This is a genomic window from Gemmatimonas aurantiaca (genome assembly GCF_037190085.1).
Classification (GTDB): Bacteria; Gemmatimonadota; Gemmatimonadetes; order Gemmatimonadales; family Gemmatimonadaceae; genus Gemmatimonas; species Gemmatimonas aurantiaca_A.
Map to the genome: position 1 here is coordinate 72,003 of NZ_JBBCJO010000006.1, position 19,479 is coordinate 91,481.

The window sequence follows — 19,479 nt, forward strand, 5'->3', positions numbered from 1 at the left end:
GGCGGTCAGTGGTCTCATGACAGGAACTCGATGTATCCCTCCGTGCCATGGAGACGGATACGTTGCCTATCACGAATGCGCTTCGTGGCGCCCTCCACTCCCACGACGGCGGGCAGACCGTACTCGCGGGCGATCACGGCGCCATGAGTCATGAGACCACCCACCTCGGTCACCAGTCCTCTCGCCGCGACGAACAGCGGCGTCCAGCTCGGATCGGTGTACGCCGTCACCAGAATGTCCCCCGGTTCGATGGTCGCCGTGGCGATGTCCAGCACCACGCGAGCCCGCCCTTCCACCGTCCCCGCGGACACCGGCAAACCGACCAGTGCGCCCGCGGGGATGTCGGCTCGCCGGTATTTCCCATTGATGCACTCCCCGTCCGAAGTGAGCACACGCGGCGGGGTGAGTGCCTGATAGCCGCGAAACGCGTCCCGGCGTTTGAGAATGAGCCCGGCGTCCGCCACATGTGTCCGTACGACATCCCGCAATTCCTGTAGCGTGAGATAGTAGATGTCCTCACACTCGTGCAGCACGCCGTCCCGCACGAGACGCTCCGCTTCGCCAAGCAGGGCCTGTTTGTAGATGAAGTAGCGACTCACCATGCCGTACTTGGGATATTCGCGGTAGCCGATCAATGTCCGCACGCGGTCGATCATGCGCCTGGTTTCCGCAACCTTCTGTTCGCTATCGGGCAGATCGCGGAGATGGGTCAGCACATCACGCTCCGTTTCGCGCGCCACATCGAGTCCCTCGGCGAAACGTCGTGCGCTGGCGCCCGGCTCGAAGTTGCGGATGTTGCCGAGCAGGAGTGGCAGCAGCATGAGCGGCCGCTCGCTCCAGCGCGGCCTCGTGATGTCGATCTCTCCCACGCCGCGCATGCCGTATGTGTGCAGCCACCTCCCGATGGCCTCCCGTGCCTGCGTACCGCCGTCCACCGCAGGCAGCGCGTCGAGAAAATGTGCATCGGCCTGCTCGAGCGCGTGCCCGAGAAAACGCACGACGTCCGGATAGGGACGGATGACGTCGGCGACATCCAGCAACGCCAGCCCCATCTCCGATGTGATGTTGTTCGCCACCGACAGCGTGAGCGCATCGACGGCGCGCTTGTCGCCCAGCCACGCCCGAAGATGCTCGTCGAGCCACCACGTCGCGTTCATCGCCGCCATGATCACCCGATGACTCTCTGGATGAAACAGCAGCCGCCTGAGCTCCTGGATATCGGTGAGGATGAATTCGATGAGCGCCAGACCGGTCTTGCCCTGGATCTCCTGCTGCAGTGTGGCGACCGAGTCGCGATTGCGTGCGATGAGCGTCGTGACGATGGCAGGATCGTCTTCCACCGGCGCCAGTGCGCCTGCCGGTGCGCCCGCCGGTGCGATATCGCCCATCGGCCATGTGGCGGCGCTGCTGTCGGGAGGAAGGAAGTCGCCCCGGTCGATGATCTCCTGCAGCAGTTCGGGGAGCAGGGGATCGGATTTGCCGATCATGTCCAGCAGGCCGGCACGCTGCACCGGTGAGGCGAGCGTTTCGGTGACGTCGACGAACAATCTCCCACCCGCCACGCTCATGGGCTTCGGCGTGGTCAGTTGCCAGAACGAGATCCCCAATGGCTTCATGGGATCGGTCATCATCTGCTGATGACCGACGGACAGATAGACGTGGTTCGTGCCGTCGTGTGTCTCGGGGATGGGAAACAGGGTCGTGATGGGTCGGCTCTGCACGATCGCGAACCCGTCGTCCACCAGACACCATTCGATATCCTGAGGACTGCCGAAATGTGCGGCGATCCGGCCACCGAGCTCCACGAGCCGGATGACCTGATCGTCGGTCAGTGCCGGATCATGTTGCCGGACTCCTTCCACAGCCCGTGATGTGGTTCCTCCCCCTGGTGAGGTCCGTACCACGAGCGTCTTTGCGGCAATCGTCTTCGTGATGATGGCGCCACCTCTGACCTCATATCGGTCGGCATTGGTCAGGCCGGTGACGAGCGCTTCACCGAGTCCAAAGCCGGCTTCCACGACGGAGATCCGGCGGCTGCCGGAGACCGGATCGGCGGTGAAGAGCATGCCCGCGGCGTGCGGGAACACCATCTGCTGCACGACGACGGCCATGTACACCTGTCGGTGATCGATGCCGTTGCGCAGACGATAGGTCACGGCCCGTTCGCTGAACAACGACGCCCAGCACTTGCTGATGTGCCGGAGAACGTCGGCGGTGCCGATGACATTGAGATACGTGTCCTGCTGTCCGGCAAAAGACGCGGTGGGCAGGTCCTCCGCGGTGGCACTCGAACGAACGGCCCACGCGATCGCGGCGTCGGATCGCGCGTGTACCTGTTCGATGGCCTGTGCAATCGCCCGTGTGAGATCCGGCGGAATGGCGGCGGCTTCGATGATGTCGCGCAGCACAGCGCTCGATGTCCGCACCGTCTCCTGGCCGATGGGGTCGGGACGGGTCAGCTGATCGAGATGATCGTCGAACCGGGCATCGCCGGCCCGTGCAACCGCGATGATGCGCCGGAACGCATTGGTGGTGATGCAGAATCCGGCGGGGACATCGATTCCTTCGATGTGTGACAGCGCTCCCAGATGGGCGCCCTTCCCACCCACCATGGCGATCGGCGTGTCATCCCTGCGAGCGCGGTGCCGACCGATCTCCCTGAGGTCCAACACATCGTGACTTGTCCCGTGTTTGATCCCGTGATGCGTCGCGTGATTCATCGCTCACTCCCGTCTGCGTGCATGAAAGGCTCCGGCCCTGCTCTCGCAAAGCGCGCAAGTCTAGAGCCACGGGATGGGATTGCCGCAAGTCGGGGGGTGTACTATAGCTTCATAGTGGGGAGACGGATGACGTCGATTCCAATACGGTGCGTTTGATGCCCACCCAGAGCACCGTGGCCACCTGACGCGCCGCTTCCTCGAGTGCCTGTCCCTCGAGACGCACCTGGCCGTCCACGACGAGCGCGGCCAATCCATGCATCGCCGCCCATGATGTCAACACGACCGGCGGCGGATTGCCAGCCCCGGGACGTATCGTCGCTCCCAATGGCCGCACGAGTCGCTCGAAGACACGTCGTGCCGCTTCGTCGAGCTGCGGATATTGCGTGCGCGGCCCCAGTTCACCACCGAACATGAGTTTGAAACGCTCGGGGTGGCGCGCCGCGAACATCACATAGTGGACGGCCGTTTCGTACCCCTGCGATTCGACATCGCCCGGAGCGACCTGCACGGCGTCGAGTTCCGCCGCCAACTGATCGAACCCCTGCGCGGCCAGCGCCGCCAGCAGGTGTGCCCGACTGGGAAAGTGGTGATAGGGCGCCTGGTGACTCACTCCCGCTTCACGCGCCACTTCCCGTAACGACAGCCCGGCCGGCCCCTTGGCCTTCAGAATGTCGAACGCCACCGCCAACAGGTCGTTGCGGAGGTCGCCATGGTGATACGGGACAGGAGGGATCCGGACCATCTTGACAGTGTCACATCGAAAGGTGAATCTTGACACCGTCAACATCCCGATGCCCGGTACCGACCGCCACGCCGTGGAGTCCCCATGAAGGTGCTTGCCGCAGTACTGATCGGACTCGGCAGCTTCATCGCCTCGCAGGTCCACGGTCAGACGCCCGTGAACGATACGATACCACGCGGCACGCGTGAACGAATCGTGCGGGACCTGCGGGAACTCATCGACCAACGATTTGCGCACTTCGCCGGCATTCCGGGCTACGATATCGACGTCGAGTACGGACGCTATCGCGAACGGGCGCTGATGACGTCGTCACGATGGGAGTTCTCGCTGCTCACGCGTGCCTTGATCGCATCGCTCCGCAACGGACACACGACGTTCGGCGATTCGTGGATGCGCGATGCCGATCCCGCTCTGCTGCCATTTTCGCTGGCCTGGATAGGCGGGCAATGGGTGGTGACGACATCACGCCATCCCGATCTGCATGTCGGTGACATCGTCATGACCATCGACGGTCTGCCTGCCGACAGTGTGTATCACACTCAGGCGAAGTACATTAGTGCGTCCAGCGATCGCGCCCGGCGGCGCGAATTCACGGCCCGCGGTTTCCTCTGGCCGCATCGACTGACGCTCGGACTGGAGCACGGTCGACAGGTGGTCGTACAGCGATCCGTGACACCATCCGATACGGCATCGAGGCCGGAGGTCGTGCGCGGCCGGTGGATCGACAGTGGACAGGTGGCCTACATCGCCATCGGATCGTTCGGGGCACCGCAGTATGAAACACAGGCGTTGGAACTCGTCACCGGGCCCTACCGGACTGCGCGCGCCCTGATCATCGACGTGCGGGGCAATGGGGGCGGCAACACCCCGAGAGCACTCATCAAGACCTTGCTGAACGGCAAGGAATTCGTGTGGTGGAAGGAAGATCCCTATCTGCTGCCCAATGCGATGTTCGATCGCCTGGGCGCCAGCATGAAGCGCCGTGGTGGTGCGGAGAAACCCTTTGCCGGACAGGTGGTGATTCTCGCCGATGGCGGCTGCGGGTCGGCCTGTGAGGACTTCGTCATGCCACTCCAATGGCAGAAGCGTGCGACCGTCGTGGGCGACACGACAGCGGGCACCACCGGTCAACCGGTGTTTCTGCGCTACGACAACGGCATGCAGATCACCGTATCGGCAAAACGTGCGGCCTTCCCGGATGGCTCCCTCTTCGAAGGCGTGGGCATCGCACCGGATATCGTGATCGTGACACGACGCGAGGACCTGGGCAGCCCACGGGATCGGGTGCTCGAGGCCGCCGTGCGTGTGTCCACAGTCAGCCGATAAGCCTGTCTCGATGTGACGCCCTGGTCGCGGCCACCTGCATGAGGGTCCCGACTGCCTGCTGCAGCACCGCGGCCACCTCGGTATTCGCCATCAATCCCATCGCATCCACACCACGCCGAGGGATGTCGACCACCAGGCAGGCGCCCGGCACCAGATCGGCGCTCATCACACCGAGAATCTCCAGCAGCTGCGGATGGACGTATGCCGACGCCGCGGATGCACTCAGGAGACCCACCGGCTTGCCCACCAATTCACCGCTGCCCACCACCCAATCGAGCGCGTTCTTCAAGACGCCTGGCACACCATGCGCATACTCCGGGCTCGAGATCAGCACCGCGTCGGCCGAAGCCAGCGCCGAGCGCCAGTCGGTGACGGCATCAGAGATCGGATCAGGCCCGTCTTCCACGTCGGGGTTGAACGCCGGCAGAGCTGCCAGATTCGTGTAGGGAGTGACGAGTACGTCCGGCGCCGCCAGATGCGCCGCCGCAGCCAGCAGCGCGGTGTTGCTGGAACCGAGACGGAGGCTTCCGGAGATGGTCAGGAGATGCGGCATCGCACAAACCTAGTCGTGCAAACCCAGCCGAGTCGTCCCGACTACCAACCGGTTCTCACGCCCGTGCCGTCGGTATTATCGAAGACCGTCACCACACGCGAGGTCGCACGGTAGGACTCGAGATGGGATCCCACGGGAGCGCGTCCACGAACATCGAGCCGCCCCAGTCCCAATGAGACCACGTGCAGGTCACCCTCGGCGATGCGCGCGGGAATCACCCGACGTGCCGCCGCGGATCCGTTGCCGGGTATCCGGAGCAGATGTACACCCGACTCGCGACTGTAGGCGAACGCAATGATGGACGAACGGGACGTCGACGCAACTTCGACGTGCCAGGTCGGTGCGGCTTCGGCTGCCGTGGCGAGCGGTTCGGCGAGCCAGCCTCCCACCATGCGCAACACCAGCAGCGCGGCCGCACCAATGACGACGCCCTGTGCGAGGAGACGCGCACCGATCGAGCGGCGTCCGGAAGATCGACGCCCCGCGGGAATATTACGCTCAGGATGCTGGAGAGCCTGACGCTCACCGTCCAACAGGTGCACCGTGCCCCGCACTGCCGCTGTCTTTCCGGTATTTTTGTGCGTCTGATCCACCGAGTCGGTCATGAGTGAAACTGTGGCGACGATGTGTTCAGATCAATCCGGCAATGCATATCGCAACTCCGCCATACCGGAACCGACCTGACGAACGGACTGCAGCGTCCATGGTGGACTGGTGACCCTGCGCGGGAATAGCGGCTTGCCCCGGCCCAGCGTGACCGACGCCACCTGAATGATGGCCTCGTCCAGCAGACCGGCATCGAAGAATTGCCCCGCCAGATCTCCACCGCCAACGATCCAGATGTTTCTCGCGCCAGCGGCACGAGCCATCTCCGCGTGGATGGGACGCACGTCACCCTGAACGAACCGGATGTCGGCGCCCTCGATGGCTGGTAAGGAGCGATGGGTGAATATCCACGCTGGCTGTGAGTAGGGCCACGCAGCACCCGCCTCCTCGGCCACCTTCTCCGCATGCCGAACCATCCACATGTACGTGCTCGCCCCCATGGCCAGAGCGCCCACGCCGGCGATGAAATCCAGATAGCCGGTGTCGTTGATGTCGCCGAGCGGGAAGAGCCAGTCCAGTGAGTCGTCCTCTGTGGCGAGGAAGCCATCCAGACTCGTGGCGGTGTAATATTGCGTCTTCACGGCGATTGATACCCTGATGTCGGTGATTGCGATACGCAAATGCTTCTGAGAGTTCACGTCAAGCACCGATTCGTTCCATGGTGCCGCGATGAGCGCGTAAGTTTCTTCCGATGCCCCTACCCTGCCCATCGGAGTCGATCATGTCCTTTCGCCCAGCCGCGTCACCGCACCCGTGGCGCCATTGTGCAATCGTCCTGTTGGCGCTGAGCGCATTCGCCGGTCCCATGGTCGCGCAGAACGCCCCCGAGCGGATCGTCGCGATTGGCGACTTGCATGGCGATCTCGCCGCCACCCGTGCGGCGCTCCGGCTGGCCGGAGCAATCGACAGTACCGACCGGTGGATTGGGGGGAAACTGACCGTGGTACAGACCGGCGACCAGATGGACCGCGGCGACGACGAAGCAGCGATTCTCGCATTGCTGCGGCGCGTGAGCGAGGAAGCCCGTCGCGCCGGCGGCGCCGTGCACATTCTCAACGGCAACCACGAGTTGATGAACGCGTACTTCGATTTCCGTTATGTGACGGACTCGGGGTTTCGCTCCTTCGTCAGCAACATGGAAACCGCTTCACCCACGGCACTGTCGACAGTACCCGACAAGGTCACCCCACCGCAACGCGGACGGGCGTTGGCGTTCCAGCCCGGTGGGCCCGTCGCGAAAGAGCTGGCAACCCGTTCCACGATGCTCGTCCTCGGTGAAAATGCCTTCGTGCATGGCGGGATTCTTCCGGCCCACGCACAACGTGGCATCGAACCGATGAACGAAGAGGTGCGGGCGTGGCTGCGTGACGACGCCCCACAACCCGAATGGATCAAAGGCGATCAGAGTCCCGTCTGGACACGACTCTACTCCCGGAGTCCGGACGCCGCCGCATGTGACACCGCGCGCGCGGCGCTCGGCATACTGCGCGCGAAACGCATGGTGGTGGGGCACACCATCCAGAAAGGCGGAATTGCCAGCTACTGTGACGGCGCCATCTGGGCGATCGACGTGGGCATGTCGGCGTTCTCGGGCGGAAAGATCCAGGTGCTCGAGATCCGCGGCGACCGTGTCCGCGCACTGGGGCCGGTCGACCATCCGGGGCCGCCGAGGAAGAAGTCGTAGGCTGCTTCCTCGATCGCCAGATATCGTGTGAGTCTCATCCTTCCCGCCGACGTCGACACTGCACGGGGCGGCATCGAGCAGACGCTCGCCGAAGGCAATGTGCAGCGTCAGGTGCCCATGGAAGGACGTACTCTGCACGTGACCGGAATTGCGCCCACGGGATTCAATACCGGCGATCTGTTGGCCATCGGCGTGTACGTGAAAGATCCGAGTCGCATCGCGCAGGCGTTCACCGTACATGAACTGACAGACACCGCCGGGGTTCGTGAGCGCGCAGCACCTATTCGTCGCGCGTCCGAAAGAACGCCAGTACGTATCCATCGGCGTCCGTGACCTCGAAGCCCCACAGGCCATCGTCGATGAACGACAACTCCTTCACGAACGAGGCGCCGCGTTGCTTGAACTCGGCGAACAGGAGATCGGGGTCCAGGGTGTAAATGGAGGCATCCCAGCGCGCCCATTCATGCCGCGTGTGATTGGGCACCGGTAGCACATCCGGACCGATCGTCTTGAGCATGATACCGATGCCATCGCGACTGACTGACCGTAGTACACGTCGTTCGGCGGGCCCTGAAAATCCAACTGGAAGCCGAAGCGCTCGACGTAGTGCGCAATCGAGGCCTGCAGATCCTTCACGATGAAAAACGGACTGATCGACGCGAGATTGCCGTTCATATTCGCGGACTCGTTGTGGTTGCGTGGATGAACGTGGAATCGCGCGTGCGTCAACCGCGCCGTTCGGCGAGCCCCACGATGATGCCCTCCGGACCGCGCAGGTACGCGAGCCGGTATGTGTTTTCATATTGCATCTCCCCGATGATCTCGGTTCCGCGGGCCCGCATGCGGGCGACCACCACATCGATATCGTCAACGGCAAACATGATGCGACGAATACCCAGTGTATTCACGGGTGCATCGACGGGGCCGTATCGGATTGCGTCCGGTGTATGGAACTTGTCCAGTTCTATACCCTGTCCATCCGGGGTTCGCAGCATCGCCAGCGTCGCCCGGACTTCGTCGAGCCCGATCAACTTCCCGACGGACGATCCTTCGACGGTCGTCTCTCCCTCGAGAGTGAGACCGAGTTCGAGGAAGAACGCCTTCACCAACTCGAGATCGTCGACAACGATGAGCACGTTGTCCATCCGCTTGATGGTCATGATCCTGTTCGTTCGGAGGTACAGGGTCGGGATTCGTGGGTTTCGATTTCCAGATCAGGTCGATGCTAACACATTCAATTGTGAGTCGCCGCTCATCGATCCCCGAAGCTCAAGTATGATCGCCTGAGGGGTGGACCGACTCCTTCGGATTCAGATACCGATTCGGCACGTTCCCGAGCGGAGGCACCACGCGACCAGCCGCCTCGAGGAGGAGCCGGATGTTGGCGTAGATGTCGGATTCGTTCCGATGCACCTGGGGCAGCAGTCCACATTGCGCGTACGAAACGGGAGTCACATCGAAGAGTGTGGTCTCCCACTCGAATCCTTTGCCCCAGGTTACTCCCTGGACCCGAACGTCGCACCTGGCACCCGCATCGAGCAGCATCTTCATGATCGGTGCGGCCCGGTTGTGACTCGAGTTCACGGTGTGAAACAACGGTGTGTGACCGTTGAGTCCGTACTCGTCGATATCGGCCCTGGCATCGACATCGGCCCCAAGCGTGATCAGAGCCCGGGCGACGTCGGCGTGACCATACTCGGCGGCTACGTGAAGCAATGATGCCCCAACCAGTGGTGTGAACGCCGACACCATCGTGGTCCGATGGCTCAGGAGCTTCGGATTCGAGCGGATCGCCGATGCGAGCACGTCCGGTTGATTGAGCAATACAGGAGCCACGACCGGGTCATCCAGCACGGCGCCGCGATCGAGCAGAAGGCGCAGGCATAGGCGGAACTTGTCGCCTCGGCTGTACATCTCCGTCAGCCAATTGACGACCGACTTGCCGCGGATTCGTTCGTTCGGGTCGAGGCCACTGTCGAGAGCCGACGAAGTTCTTCGACGGCATGCAGTTCGATGGCGACCAGAATATCGTCGTCGCTGGGTCGACTACCGGGTGTGTGCTTGTGGGAAGTCATGGTGCTTCACCGGCCTGTCGAAAAGGACCTGCGCGCTGTGACATGCTGCAGACCCACACACATCAGGCTGACGATGAAGAGCACGTTATACTCGGAACCGTTGCGCCCCAGGCCAACGACAAACCAGCCAAGCGTACTGCGTGTTGCAGAGTCTTGAAGGACAGCAGGAAGTGGCAGGTACATGAGATGAACCCCGCGTTGGGTTTGACGGATGTCGCGGCCTGCTCGGCGGTCCGGACGTATGCCTGTGTCCCGTCACGCATACCGGGCCAGATGAAACTCGGTCACGAGGCGTCACGATTCGCCGTCATCATCGAGTCGATGTGCCTGCCAACGAAACGACTGGTCGGTCACCTCCAGGAAACGCCAGGGCTGGGGCCGATCGTCCCAGTAGCCCAGCTGGACGATCTGATCGCCCACCCGTCGCCCAACGAGCGCACAATACACGGCGCGGCCCTCGAGAGCCCACGAAAAGTACACCTCCAATGGTCAGGAGACGCGGAGGAAGACCCCAGAAGAATGGCCGTCATCAACCATACAGCCGGACACGCGATGCGGCATCAAAGATGCAGTCGAACATTGTCCTTGACACCACCCACCGAATGCCCAATGTGATATGTCATGCCCTCCAATACCCCCGATCCAGCATTCCATCCCGGCGATGATTTTGGTCGGGGTGCACCCGGCAGACCGGCCCGGGGCCGGGGACCGAACGGTGACGATCGCATGTCCCAGAAGGGCGACCGGGCGCCCGCCGCTGGCTGGGGCGCTGCCCTCAGCGTCCTGAACGTCGTGGCGCGCACGCGCGAACCGGTGGGCAGCATGCATGCGATCCTGAAGATGAATCACGAGAATGGCGGGTTCGACTGTCCCGGATGTGCCTGGCCAGACAGTCGTGATGGACTGCATCTGGATATCTGCGAAAACGGCATCAAACACGTCACGTGGGAAACGACCCGGAAGAAGGTCGACCGGGAGTTCTTCGCCACACACACGGTGACCGAACTGTCCGACTGGTCGGACTTCGCCCTCGAGGATCAGGGTCGCCTCACCGAGCCGATGGTGTACGATCCGCAGAGCGACAGGTATGTGCCGATCTCCTGGGATGAGGCATTCGCGCTGGTGGGGAGGACGCTGCGCGGGCTGTCCAGTCCGCACGAGGCGTCGTTCTACACGTCGGGCCGGCTGTCCAACGAAGCGACGTTCCTCTACCAGCTCTGGGTGCGCGAATTCGGCACCAACAATCTCCCCGATTGCTCGAACATGTGCCACGAAGCCTCGGGGCGTGCATTGCAGGCCGCCGTGGGCACAGGCAAGGGCACCTGCGACCTCGACGACTGGGATGAAGCCGATCTCTTGATCATCATGGGCGTGAACGCGGCCTCCAATGCGCCCAGGATGCTGACCACGCTGGTGCATGCGGCCCAGCGCGGCGCGCGCATCGTGCACGTCAACCCGATGATCGAAGCCGCGGCCCGGCGGGCGATCGTCCCGCACGATTTCCTCGCGATGGCGACCTTCCGCGCGACAAAAACGGGCACCATGGACATCCAGCCTCGTGTAGGCGGTGACCTGGCACTGTTGCGTGGTGTCGCCAAGGTCGTGTTCGAACGCGCCGCAACGGATCCGACGGCGATCGATGCGCCATTCATCCGTGACCATACGGTGGACTTCGAGTCGTATCGGGAACTCGTCACGACAACGGACTGGGCGGACATCACCCGCCAGTCCGGCGTGAGCGAGACCATCATCCGCGAACTGGCCGACGCCTATCTCGAATCCAATCGCACCGTGATCTCCTGGTGTCTTGGCGTGACCCAGCAGGAACATGGTGTCGACACCGTCCGCGAGATCGTCAACCTGCTCCTGCTGCGCGGCAACATCGGGCGCAAGGGAGCGGGACCATCGCCGGTGCGCGGACACAGCAACGTGCAGGGCAACCGCACCTGCGGGATCGATCACCGGCCGCCGGCATGGATCGCGCGGCTCGACGAGGTGTGCGACATCACCTCCCCGCGCGAACACGGCCTCGACACGGTCACCACGATCGAAGCTATGGTCGAGGGGCAGGTCAAGGTGTTCATCGCGATGGGCGGCAACTTCTGTCTCGCCGCACCCGACAACGCCGCCACGTTTGCCGGCTTGCGCAACACCGAGCTGACCGTGCAGGTGAGCACCAAGCTCAATCGCAGCCATCTCGTGCACGGCCGGCAGGCGCTGATCCTGCCCTGCCTTGGCCGCACCGAACACGACATGCAAGCCGGCGGTGAACAGGGCATCACCGTCGAGGACGCCATGAGCGAAGTGCACCTTTCCGTCGGCATGCGAAACCCGCCGTCGTCCGACCTCAAGTCGGAATGTGCGATCGTCGCCGGCATGGCGCGGGCGACCTTGCCACAATCGCGCACGCCGTGGGAGTGGTATGTGGAGGACTACGACCGGATCCGGGACACGATGGCGCGTGTGTTGCCGGGCTTCGAGGATTTCAACCGTCGTGTCCGTGAGCCGCTCGGCTTCCGGATCGCGCAGCCGGCCAGGGAGCGGGTGTTCGTGACCCCGAGCGGCCGAGCCGGGTTTCATACGGCGCCGCTTCCGGATGTCCTGCCCCCAGTCGATCAGTTGGTGTTGGCGACGATGCGTTCACACGACCAGTGGAACACAACGATCTACTCCGACAACGATCGATATCGTGGCGTGAAAAACCTGCGGACGCTGCTGTTCATGAATCGTGCCGACATGGCCGCCCGCGGACTGAACGAGTTCGATCTGATCGACATCACCAGTCACGCACGCGACGGATCGACCCGTACGGTCTATGGCTACCGGGCCGTCACCTACGATATCCCAGTGGGCAACGTTGCCGGATACATGCCCGAACTGAACGTCCTCTGCGCAGCCAGCGACTACAGTCGCCAGAGCGATCAGCCGTTGATGAAACACCAACTCGTCACCGTGACGCCAGCGCAGGCAACGAACGAATGAGGAACGAATGATGTCTTCACACTCCGTTCGCCTTCCGTCCCTCGCGTTTATCCTTCTTCTTGTCGTCGCCTGCACCGCGAAGGACTCGGCCATGACCAACGACGCGTCCCCCGTCACCGCCGCGAGTGCCGTGCCCGATTCCCTCATCGACGGCTGGGCACAACATTCGCGCGAGCGACCGGCGCCGCCGGTACAGGACCCGGGCCCGTTCGTTCCGTCGCCACCACCCGCGGATGCCGTGGTCCTGTTCGACGGAACCTCGCTCGATGCCTGGACGATGGCCGACGGCAGTCCGGCCGCATGGCGCCTGGTTGGTGACGCGTTCGAAGTGACACCGGGTACGGGGACACTGAAGACACGGCAGGCATTCGGGGATGTGCAGTTGCACATCGAGTGGAGGTCGCCAAATCCGCCCGTCGGTGAAGATCAGGATCGTGGCAACAGCGGCGTGTTTTTCGGTGGCGGGCGATACGAGGTACAGATCCTGGATTCCTATCAGAGTGCCACCTATCCCGACGGACAGGCAGCGGCCCTGTACGGTCAGTATCCGCCGCGCGTGAACGCCAGCCGCAAGCCGGGCGAGTGGCAGAGTTACGACATCACCTACATCGCCCCGCGTTTTGCCGACGGCAAGCTGGTGTCGCCGGCAATACTGACCGTCCTGCATAACGGCGTCCTGGTGCACGACAAGCAGCCGCTGGTGGGGCCGACGGCCAATCGGGCTCGCGTGCCGTATGAAGTGCACGAAGACCGACTGCCGATCCAGTTGCAGGATCATTCACATCCGGTGCGGTTCCGGAATGTGTGGGTGAGGGAGATATGAAGGAGTCTCTCCCCCGTCTCCTGCGTGACGAACTCCACCGCTCTTTGCACGGGCCTGCCTGGCACGGACCCGCGCTACTCGAAGCGCTGTCCTCCGTCACGGTCGACGAAGCCTTTGATCTGCCGGAGTCCGGTGGTCATTCCATCGCGCAGATCACCATGCATGCGATCGCCTGGATGGAAGAAGTGGAGCGACGACTTCGCGGCCGTCCCCCAGCCGAACCCGCCCGGGGTGACTGGCCGCCGCCCGGGCAGCGATCACAGATCTCGTGGGACGCCATCCGCGAACTGGTTCGAGTCAGCGGAGAGTCACTCGAGACGGCCATTGCTGCGTTTCCCCTCGACAAGTTGTTCGACACGGTCGGCACTGGCGATCCTGACGCGCCACTCGGCAGCGGTGTCCCGTACGTCGTGATGATCAATGGGATGGTGCAACACAATGTGTATCACGCCGGACAGGTGGTGCTGCTGAGGAATGCGTCGAGGCGGTGACGTGGCGCGGGCGGTCCGTGCATTCACGGCTGCTCTTACACCCCCAACTTCTCTTTCAGTCGATCCGTGGTCAGATGTTTCGCCACGTCGAATGGCTCGCACGCGCCGCTGACAGAGGTGAATTCGATCGGCCCCACACGCTGCGCGACTTTCAGCGCCGCTCTGTTCAACGTGGCGCTCCGCTTCCCGATCCCCATCAGCGCCGTGCCCATCGACAGGCGAACCTTCTCCGATTCCTGGTCAATCGTGCCCGAGATGCGCTCAACGTGGCTCAGGAAGAACGCCTCGCTCGGCGCCTTCTTGCCGGAAAACTTCGACGCTTCATAGAGCAGCCCGTAGCCGCACTCGCGGCGGACGGGGTCATCGCTCTGAACCCACTGATCGGCCAGTTCGACCACGAACGGCGTCTTGGCGAGCGTGGCGTCGCAGGAGGCAAACACGTGCGCCAACATGCCGCCAGCCAACTGCCCGACCTGCCCTTCGGCCTGATCGCGGGTGATGCGAGCAGGATCGTCGATGAGCAGCGCGATGACTCTGGCGTCGTAAACGTCTGTCTTCCAGAGCGCCTGCGAGAGCTCCCGGTCGCGACCGATGTCCTTTGCCAGTTTGCGCAGTCGCGTGAGTCCGATCCCATAACTCCGCAGTCCGCCAGTGCCCGCGCCCAGCTTCTCCCACTGGCTCATGCCCCGCTCGTCGCGTTCCGTATCGAGCAGAGCGAGGACTTCGGATATGGTCATCGGAGGATACCTGTTTCTCTGGGGCGGGTGGAGACACGATGGAACAGCTCAACGAAAAAACATCACACAGTCTTCATGCGCCACGCGATCCACCGGGCACGTCAACGGGTCCCGCGCGCATCGAACGCCTTGCGGAACGGCGTCTTGCCATGTCGTCGGCCCAGGAGCTCACAGCAGACCCGCCCCCGAGGCGATCACCATCGCGCAGCGCCTCTCCGGCCTATCCCGGACAGGATCGCCGCACCGCCCGCGCCATCCCACGCGGCACCAGTTGCGCACCATCGTCGAACCATTCGACGACCCTGCCTTCCAGCGTATCGAGGCCATGAGATGGAGTCTGTCGCCAGCCCATCAGGTACTCACTGTGTGCGAACCCGCGACCGAACCGCACGGCAACGCTGTCGCCGCCGGCGGTGAGACGCCAGCCCGACAGCTGTTCGTGTGGCAGCGCGTCCAATCGTTGACCAGTCGCGTCCATACGCCACACCAACGACTCACCGGCGATCGTGGCCTTTGCGGAAGTCAACTGAGCGATCGGAGGGGTCAGCGTCGAGAGCCGCCCCCCGGAGTGGCCTTCGGCGAGCGCAAAGGTCCAGCATCCGAGCAGCCGCTCGGCGGCCGGCGGTTGTGCGGACAATCGTGTCGCTGAGGCAACCCACATCAGCGCGATCAGCAGCGATCGCTTGGATCCTCCACATCGCATAGGCTCTCCAGTTCAGTGGTTCCCATGTCTCAGTTCGGTCGCCGTGCCTGGGGCAACCACTAACATGCGGCATAACACAGCCATGCCAAAAATGAATTCGCGGATGTGGCTACGTACCAGCCTCGCCATGAAATGGTGTGGACTCCTAGTCGTTGGCAGCCATGAACTATTGTGCTCCGGACTCATCGATGATGAAGGCACCACCCTGCGAGATCGGTGAACGGTCCCGCCATGTCCCATGGACCGGTGGGCTGCCTGAGCGGGTGGTGAGGTCGACCCCAGCATCCAGCACATTTGGAGCAAGGTCGAAGATCCAACCGGAGTCCGACCGTACCGCCCTGAACTCATTGACCTTGCGATCCGACCAGAAGGGAACCCAGAAGTGTGGATTTGCTCCACCATACCGCCCGAAAAGCACGTTCGCCTTCACGGAATCGATCTCGAGCCAGTACGTAGCGGTGTCGGTGACCGGTGCAATCCGTACCGCCACCTCAGGCAGGATGACCCGAGGGGTGTCGGCAACCATGGTCAGCTGATAGCGCACTCCCGGACGGAGCAGTGGAGAGGGATTCTCCGCCGAGCAGCTTGTGACACCGAGCAAGGACAGTAGGAGGGTCTTTACGCGCATCGAGGAGTATCCGTGAACATGACATCTGAACAAACTGCGCCGCGCGGATTCGTCACGATCCCGGTGTCGGCCCGAGAACCTTCATGAACCGGTAGCTGGTCGTCTCGTATCCGAGCGACTTGTAGAAGCCATGCGCCTGCTCCAGCCGGAAATTACTGGTGACCTCAACGAGACCGCAGCCATGTGAGGCGAGTAGTGCCTCCGCGTGAGCAACCAGGGTCCGGCCAATGCCGATATTTCGACAATCGTGCGCCACAACCAGCGTGGAAATTCTCCCCACAGGCTCAGGGCGATGCAGAACCGGCATGACATTGATGGTGATGACCCCAACGACACGTCCGTCCAGCACGGCGACCAAACCGATATTGTCGCTTCGGGTGAGGCGTGCAGAAATCTCTGGTGTCGAGGCGGGAAATCCGAGCTCGGTAAAGAGAGCGGCCAGGGCCGCCGAGTCGCCGAGTTCGGCAGATCGCACTCCTAGTGACATGTCGCGCTGTCAGTCAGCTGGGTGGAGATACCGTTCAATGGCAAACTTCTCACGAAGATACCGATCCTGCCAGCCTGGGACATCCTGGTCCAGCGCCAGGGCAAGAGCGGCGCCAAACGAGTAGAAGCTGACACGCTGGTATCGTGGGAGATCTGGGTTCCGGAGATCTTCGAGCAATCGCGACCGCAGCTGACCCGCGGCATTCGCAAACGGAGTAAAGTCCGGCAGTGCCTTGAAGGCATGGGTGGGTTCATAAACGCGAGCGGCCACATCGGCAGCCCGAAGTTCGACGTAGCGTGCGACTCCTTCCTGCCATATCTGAAAACTGAGATAGCGACGGTCACGCTCCGATAGTTGGGAGAGAAACCGTTCGTAGGTACGCCAGAATTCCTGCCGTGTTTCGCGCGAGGAACCCTCCACGAGTTTGCCGAGGCGACGGGACAGGAGGGCAAACGTGTCGGCCACGCCGGGAGCACCATAGGGAAACGGATAGTTCAGCATCCACATCCCGGTCTGGTCACCGCCCGACAAGTCGAGTTTCTCGACTTCCGAGAAATACCCGGCGTCCGCATTCTGGACCTGATGAAAGCGTTCGTGGAGGATGGTCAGGACCCAGGTGGTCGAAGTTTTGTTGGTGGCCTCTGGGCGTCCCAGAACAATGACGGACGGAGGCCCGAAGGCCGGGAACGTGGCCAGAAGACCTGGCTGAAATTGACGCGGTCGTTCAGGAAGCCCTGCCGGGAAGGCTGCGGAAGGGGCGGTTACCGTGAATTCTTGAGGCGTTCTCGGGAACGCGAACAGGTACTCACGGTCGGCTGCTACCAGCAGCAGCGGAAATGGCGTGGAGCCCCAACCTCCCGGCCAGACGGAGTCCTGGATAGCGGTCGTGAGGCGATACGCTTCCTGAATACGGAGCACATCGCTGGGATCGGGACCTGAAGTGGGCAGCACAACAGCCGCGAACACCAACGGCAGCATCCTCAAGCGCATGTGATCTCCCGAACGATCAGTATGATTGTCGTCAACCCATACGCTGGGCCGGACTTCGAGGCTCCACGACTTGGTGTGCCAGGAAGTTGGATGCGCGAAAGACGCCAAAGGTTGCCCAATTCGTTTGGCTGACACGTCGTGATGTCCGACACACGCTCACCAGATGCCCGGAATCAACCGCGCCGCCTTGGCGATCCGCAGCCACAACCCGGCGGACTTGGCGTGCTGCCTGACGAGCCACGTTTCCCATGCCGTGGCGTCCTTGAACAGGCGCACGGGCAGCTCGACGGGTTGGGGAGTGGTCATGGTGGAAAGTTTTCGAAGGGAGCCCGGATTCTCATCATGCCGCATTCGGCGGCGGTACGCCTACGCCTCGTTGTAGGCTCGCTCGAGCTCTGCCACGTCGAGCTTCACCATCGTCATCATCGCTTCCATCACCGCCTTCACCTTCCGGGCGTCTGTATCGCTGATCAGTTCGGTGAATCGTCTCGGGACAATCTGCCAGGTGAGACCAAAAGGATCTTTGATCCAACCGCATTGCGTGGGCTTCGCTCCGGCCTTCACGAGCTTGTCCCAGTATTCATCCACTTCATCCTGATCCGCGCAGTCCACGTAAAGCGAGATTCCCTCGGAGAAGCTGAAGTACGGACCGCCGTTGTAGCCCATGAAGAATTGACCACCAACGACGAACTCGGCGGAACTGATTGGACCATCCTCGCCCCTGCGGGCGATGTTGCGCACTTCGGAATCCGGAAACGTACCGGTGTAGAACTCGATCGCCGCTTCGAGCTGGTCGTTGAACATGAGGAACGGCGTCACTTTGTTCATGGGAATGTCTCCTCGGTGATGGCGATGCTCTTCTCCGTCCAACGCCCAGCGCGCTGCCGCGGGTCTCCATAACAATGCGGCAGGTGGACACGACGAGCCAGTCGCTCTCCTCGGATGCCCGCGGCGGCGTTGCATGTGCCATCCGATTGCCAGTTATCTTGCCGGATGAAAACCGACCTGGCTTCGACTCTTCGGGCGCGCCTGGCGCTCGCGGACCCTGTTCGCGTGGAATTCCGACGAGGCGACCTGAGGGAGGCCAGCGGATTCCGCCGAGAGCGGATCGAGTACCGCGGTCTCGAAGGTGACCTCATTCCGGCGTTCCTGTTCACGCCGCTGAATCGCCAACCGCTTGGCGGCGTGGTCGTCTTCCACCAGCACAACGGGGAATTCCATTTCGGGAAGAGCGAAGTCGCCGGCGAGGTGGGGGACGGATATCAAGCCTTCGGACCGGCACTCGCACGAAGAGGGTTCGCCGTGCTGGCCCCCGACGCTCTCACATTCGAGGATCGACGGGGAGCGATTCAGGGGGTGGAACCGGAATATCGTGATTGGGTCCGGCACTACAACGCCATGGCCTACCGGTTGCTCGATGGCGACACATTGATGCGGAAGTGCCTGGACGACGCTCAAAGAGCTCTGAGCGTTCTGCTCGACGCCGCTGAAGTGGACGCGCGATTCGTGGGCGTGGCCGGACATTCGTACGGTGGGTACACGGCACTCTACCACGCGGCGATCGACGCCCGCTGCAGGTTCGCCTGCATCAGCGGTGCTGTATGCAGCTTCGCGACACGGCGTCGGGAAGACACCGGCATTACCCTGTTCGAGACGGTGCCCGGGCTCGTTCGCGAAATCGACACGCACGACGTTCTCGCCGCGATCGGTCCTCGGCCGACGCTGGTCGTGTCTGGTACCGCAGACAAGTACTCACGGGATGCCGACCAGGTCGTGGCCAAGGTCGCCGGCGACTTCATCACCGAGTTGCGTGTCGATGGTGGACACGCGCTCGATCAGGAGAGATTCGACGCGATCGTCGAGTGGCTCGTGGACCGCATGACCCGCTGAGATCGCCGGACACATCGTTCTTCGCGGCCCCCCTTGCATGCG

23 protein-coding genes are annotated in these 19,479 nt (G+C 62.7%); 7 read left to right on the forward strand and 16 right to left on the reverse strand.

The annotated features are described in order from the left end of the window. Positions 1-14 precede the first annotated feature (14 nt). Both rph and WG208_RS10590 read right to left on the reverse strand, forming a co-directional pair. The gene (rph, locus tag WG208_RS10585; protein WP_337171323.1) at positions 15-2,720 is read right to left on the reverse strand and encodes a rifamycin-inactivating phosphotransferase; all 2,706 of its coding nucleotides are present in this window, start codon (positions 2,718-2,720) and stop codon (positions 15-17) included. A 109-nt stretch (positions 2,721-2,829) separates the two neighbouring features. Continuing rightward, positions 2,830-3,462 carry a TetR/AcrR family transcriptional regulator gene (locus tag WG208_RS10590; protein ID WP_337171324.1) on the reverse strand — a complete coding sequence of 211 codons (633 nt, stop codon included), beginning with the start codon at positions 3,460-3,462 and terminating at the stop codon, positions 2,830-2,832. An 84-nt stretch (positions 3,463-3,546) separates the two neighbouring features. Between WG208_RS10590 and WG208_RS10595 the strand changes: the two genes are divergently transcribed. Further along, the gene (locus WG208_RS10595) at positions 3,547-4,788 is read left to right on the forward strand and encodes a S41 family peptidase (RefSeq protein ID WP_337171325.1); all 1,242 of its coding nucleotides are present in this window, start codon (positions 3,547-3,549) and stop codon (positions 4,786-4,788) included. Here WG208_RS10595 and WG208_RS10600 read toward each other — a convergent pair. Genes WG208_RS10600 through WG208_RS10610 form a run of 3 tightly spaced genes read right to left on the reverse strand, consistent with a single transcriptional unit; the run spans position 4,778 to position 6,528 of the window. Next, entirely contained in the window at positions 4,778-5,341 is a 564-nt protein-coding gene (locus WG208_RS10600) for an NADPH-dependent FMN reductase (RefSeq protein WP_337171326.1), read from the reverse strand. The two genes, WG208_RS10595 and WG208_RS10600, sit on opposite strands and share 11 nt — an antisense overlap. 41 nt (positions 5,342-5,382) lie before the next feature. Next, a complete protein-coding gene (locus tag WG208_RS10605) occupies positions 5,383-5,946 on the reverse strand; it encodes a hypothetical protein (protein WP_337171327.1) in 564 nt (187 codons plus the stop codon). Positions 5,947-5,976: 30 nt separating this feature from the next. Continuing rightward, positions 5,977-6,528 carry a dihydrofolate reductase family protein gene (locus tag WG208_RS10610; RefSeq protein ID WP_345786989.1) on the reverse strand — a complete coding sequence of 184 codons (552 nt, stop codon included), beginning with the start codon at positions 6,526-6,528 and terminating at the stop codon, positions 5,977-5,979. A 140-nt stretch (positions 6,529-6,668) separates the two neighbouring features. Here WG208_RS10610 and WG208_RS10615 point away from each other — a divergent pair, with 140 nt between their 5' ends. Together WG208_RS10615 and WG208_RS10620 are read left to right on the forward strand one after the other, a co-directional pair. Next, the gene (locus WG208_RS10615) at positions 6,669-7,631 is read left to right on the forward strand and encodes a metallophosphoesterase (RefSeq protein WP_337171329.1); all 963 of its coding nucleotides are present in this window, start codon (positions 6,669-6,671) and stop codon (positions 7,629-7,631) included. 27 nt (positions 7,632-7,658) lie between these two features. Beyond that, positions 7,659-7,964 (forward strand): hypothetical protein, encoded by a 306-nt coding sequence (locus WG208_RS10620; RefSeq protein WP_337171330.1) that lies wholly within the window; start codon positions 7,659-7,661, stop codon positions 7,962-7,964. Here the strand turns inward: WG208_RS10620 and WG208_RS10625 are convergent. The 4 genes from WG208_RS10625 to WG208_RS10640 all read right to left on the reverse strand — a co-directional run bounded on the left by WG208_RS10625 (position 7,912) and on the right by WG208_RS10640 (position 10,186). Continuing rightward, on the reverse strand, positions 7,912-8,148 hold the full coding sequence (locus WG208_RS10625) for a hypothetical protein (RefSeq protein WP_337171331.1): 237 nt from the start codon (positions 8,146-8,148) through the stop codon (positions 7,912-7,914). The genes WG208_RS10620 and WG208_RS10625 overlap by 53 nt on opposite strands. Before the next feature lie 208 nt (positions 8,149-8,356). Continuing rightward, on the reverse strand, positions 8,357-8,791 hold the full coding sequence (locus WG208_RS10630; protein WP_337171332.1) for a VOC family protein: 435 nt from the start codon (positions 8,789-8,791) through the stop codon (positions 8,357-8,359). Positions 8,792-8,900: 109 nt separating this feature from the next. Then, the gene (locus WG208_RS10635; RefSeq protein WP_337171333.1) at positions 8,901-9,545 is read right to left on the reverse strand and encodes an ankyrin repeat domain-containing protein; all 645 of its coding nucleotides are present in this window, start codon (positions 9,543-9,545) and stop codon (positions 8,901-8,903) included. Between the two features lie 455 nt (positions 9,546-10,000). Beyond that, positions 10,001-10,186, reverse strand: coding sequence for a hypothetical protein (locus WG208_RS10640; RefSeq protein ID WP_337171334.1), 186 nt, complete (start codon positions 10,184-10,186; stop codon positions 10,001-10,003). A gap of 246 nt (positions 10,187-10,432) precedes the next feature. On the opposite strand from WG208_RS10640, the gene WG208_RS10645 reads away from it, so the two are divergent. The 3 genes from WG208_RS10645 (at position 10,433) to WG208_RS10655 (ending at position 14,002) form a co-directional block, all read left to right on the forward strand. Continuing rightward, complete coding sequence (locus WG208_RS10645) at positions 10,433-12,688, forward strand: FdhF/YdeP family oxidoreductase (protein WP_337171335.1); 2,256 nt, start codon at positions 10,433-10,435, stop codon at positions 12,686-12,688. Between the two features lie 91 nt (positions 12,689-12,779). Beyond that, positions 12,780-13,511, forward strand: a complete 732-nt coding sequence (locus WG208_RS10650; protein ID WP_337171336.1) for a DUF1080 domain-containing protein — start codon at positions 12,780-12,782, stop codon at positions 13,509-13,511. Then, entirely contained in the window at positions 13,508-14,002 is a 495-nt protein-coding gene (locus tag WG208_RS10655; protein ID WP_337171337.1) for a DinB family protein, read from the forward strand. The genes WG208_RS10650 and WG208_RS10655 overlap by 4 nt, the downstream gene beginning before the upstream one ends. Positions 14,003-14,037: 35 nt before the next feature. Here WG208_RS10655 and WG208_RS10660 read toward each other — a convergent pair whose 3' ends face one another. The 7 genes from WG208_RS10660 to WG208_RS10690 all read right to left on the reverse strand — a co-directional run bounded on the left by WG208_RS10660 (position 14,038) and on the right by WG208_RS10690 (position 18,375). Continuing rightward, entirely contained in the window at positions 14,038-14,685 is a 648-nt protein-coding gene (locus WG208_RS10660) for a DNA alkylation repair protein (protein ID WP_337171338.1), read from the reverse strand. A 274-nt stretch (positions 14,686-14,959) separates the two neighbouring features. Continuing rightward, positions 14,960-15,400 (reverse strand): hypothetical protein, encoded by a 441-nt coding sequence (locus WG208_RS10665; RefSeq protein WP_337171339.1) that lies wholly within the window; start codon positions 15,398-15,400, stop codon positions 14,960-14,962. A 208-nt stretch (positions 15,401-15,608) separates the two neighbouring features. After that, positions 15,609-15,968, reverse strand: coding sequence for a hypothetical protein (locus tag WG208_RS10670; RefSeq protein ID WP_337171340.1), 360 nt, complete (start codon positions 15,966-15,968; stop codon positions 15,609-15,611). Between the two features lie 154 nt (positions 15,969-16,122). Next, on the reverse strand, positions 16,123-16,545 hold the full coding sequence (locus WG208_RS10675; protein WP_337171341.1) for a GNAT family N-acetyltransferase: 423 nt from the start codon (positions 16,543-16,545) through the stop codon (positions 16,123-16,125). A 21-nt stretch (positions 16,546-16,566) separates the two neighbouring features. Further along, the gene (locus tag WG208_RS10680; RefSeq protein WP_337171342.1) at positions 16,567-17,535 is read right to left on the reverse strand and encodes a hypothetical protein; all 969 of its coding nucleotides are present in this window, start codon (positions 17,533-17,535) and stop codon (positions 16,567-16,569) included. 168 nt (positions 17,536-17,703) lie between these two features. Continuing rightward, on the reverse strand, positions 17,704-17,853 hold the full coding sequence (locus WG208_RS10685) for a hypothetical protein (protein WP_337171343.1): 150 nt from the start codon (positions 17,851-17,853) through the stop codon (positions 17,704-17,706). Positions 17,854-17,913: 60 nt separating this feature from the next. Next, the gene (locus WG208_RS10690) at positions 17,914-18,375 is read right to left on the reverse strand and encodes a VOC family protein (protein WP_337171344.1); all 462 of its coding nucleotides are present in this window, start codon (positions 18,373-18,375) and stop codon (positions 17,914-17,916) included. Between the two features lie 225 nt (positions 18,376-18,600). On the opposite strand from WG208_RS10690, the gene WG208_RS10695 reads away from it, so the two are divergent. After that, positions 18,601-19,437, forward strand: coding sequence for a dienelactone hydrolase family protein (locus WG208_RS10695; RefSeq protein ID WP_337171345.1), 837 nt, complete (start codon positions 18,601-18,603; stop codon positions 19,435-19,437). The last annotated feature ends 42 nt before the right edge of the window (positions 19,438-19,479 follow it).

Coding starts and splice junctions, on each gene's coding strand:
- rph (WP_337171323.1), bottom strand. CDS start 2,720: ATGAATCACGCGACGCATCACGGGATCAAACACGGGACAAGTCACGAT.
- WG208_RS10590 (WP_337171324.1), bottom strand. CDS start 3,462: ATGGTCCGGATCCCTCCTGTCCCGTATCACCATGGCGACCTCCGCAAC.
- WG208_RS10595 (WP_337171325.1), top strand. CDS start 3,547: ATGAAGGTGCTTGCCGCAGTACTGATCGGACTCGGCAGCTTCATCGCC.
- WG208_RS10600 (WP_337171326.1), bottom strand. CDS start 5,341: ATGCCGCATCTCCTGACCATCTCCGGAAGCCTCCGTCTCGGTTCCAGC.
- WG208_RS10605 (WP_337171327.1), bottom strand. CDS start 5,946: ATGACCGACTCGGTGGATCAGACGCACAAAAATACCGGAAAGACAGCG.
- WG208_RS10615 (WP_337171329.1), top strand. CDS start 6,669: ATGTCCTTTCGCCCAGCCGCGTCACCGCACCCGTGGCGCCATTGTGCA.
- WG208_RS10625 (WP_337171331.1), bottom strand. CDS start 8,148: ATGCTCAAGACGATCGGTCCGGATGTGCTACCGGTGCCCAATCACACG.
- WG208_RS10630 (WP_337171332.1), bottom strand. CDS start 8,791: ATGACCATCAAGCGGATGGACAACGTGCTCATCGTTGTCGACGATCTC.
- WG208_RS10635 (WP_337171333.1), bottom strand. CDS start 9,545: ATGTACAGCCGAGGCGACAAGTTCCGCCTATGCCTGCGCCTTCTGCTC.
- WG208_RS10645 (WP_337171335.1), top strand. CDS start 10,433: ATGTCCCAGAAGGGCGACCGGGCGCCCGCCGCTGGCTGGGGCGCTGCC.
- WG208_RS10650 (WP_337171336.1), top strand. CDS start 12,780: ATGACCAACGACGCGTCCCCCGTCACCGCCGCGAGTGCCGTGCCCGAT.
- WG208_RS10655 (WP_337171337.1), top strand. CDS start 13,508: ATGAAGGAGTCTCTCCCCCGTCTCCTGCGTGACGAACTCCACCGCTCT.
- WG208_RS10660 (WP_337171338.1), bottom strand. CDS start 14,685: ATGAGCCAGTGGGAGAAGCTGGGCGCGGGCACTGGCGGACTGCGGAGT.
- WG208_RS10665 (WP_337171339.1), bottom strand. CDS start 15,400: ATGTGGGTTGCCTCAGCGACACGATTGTCCGCACAACCGCCGGCCGCC.
- WG208_RS10670 (WP_337171340.1), bottom strand. CDS start 15,968: ATGGTTGCCGACACCCCTCGGGTCATCCTGCCTGAGGTGGCGGTACGG.
- WG208_RS10680 (WP_337171342.1), bottom strand. CDS start 17,535: ATGCTGCCGTTGGTGTTCGCGGCTGTTGTGCTGCCCACTTCAGGTCCC.
- WG208_RS10685 (WP_337171343.1), bottom strand. CDS start 17,853: ATGACCACTCCCCAACCCGTCGAGCTGCCCGTGCGCCTGTTCAAGGAC.
- WG208_RS10690 (WP_337171344.1), bottom strand. CDS start 18,375: ATGAACAAAGTGACGCCGTTCCTCATGTTCAACGACCAGCTCGAAGCG.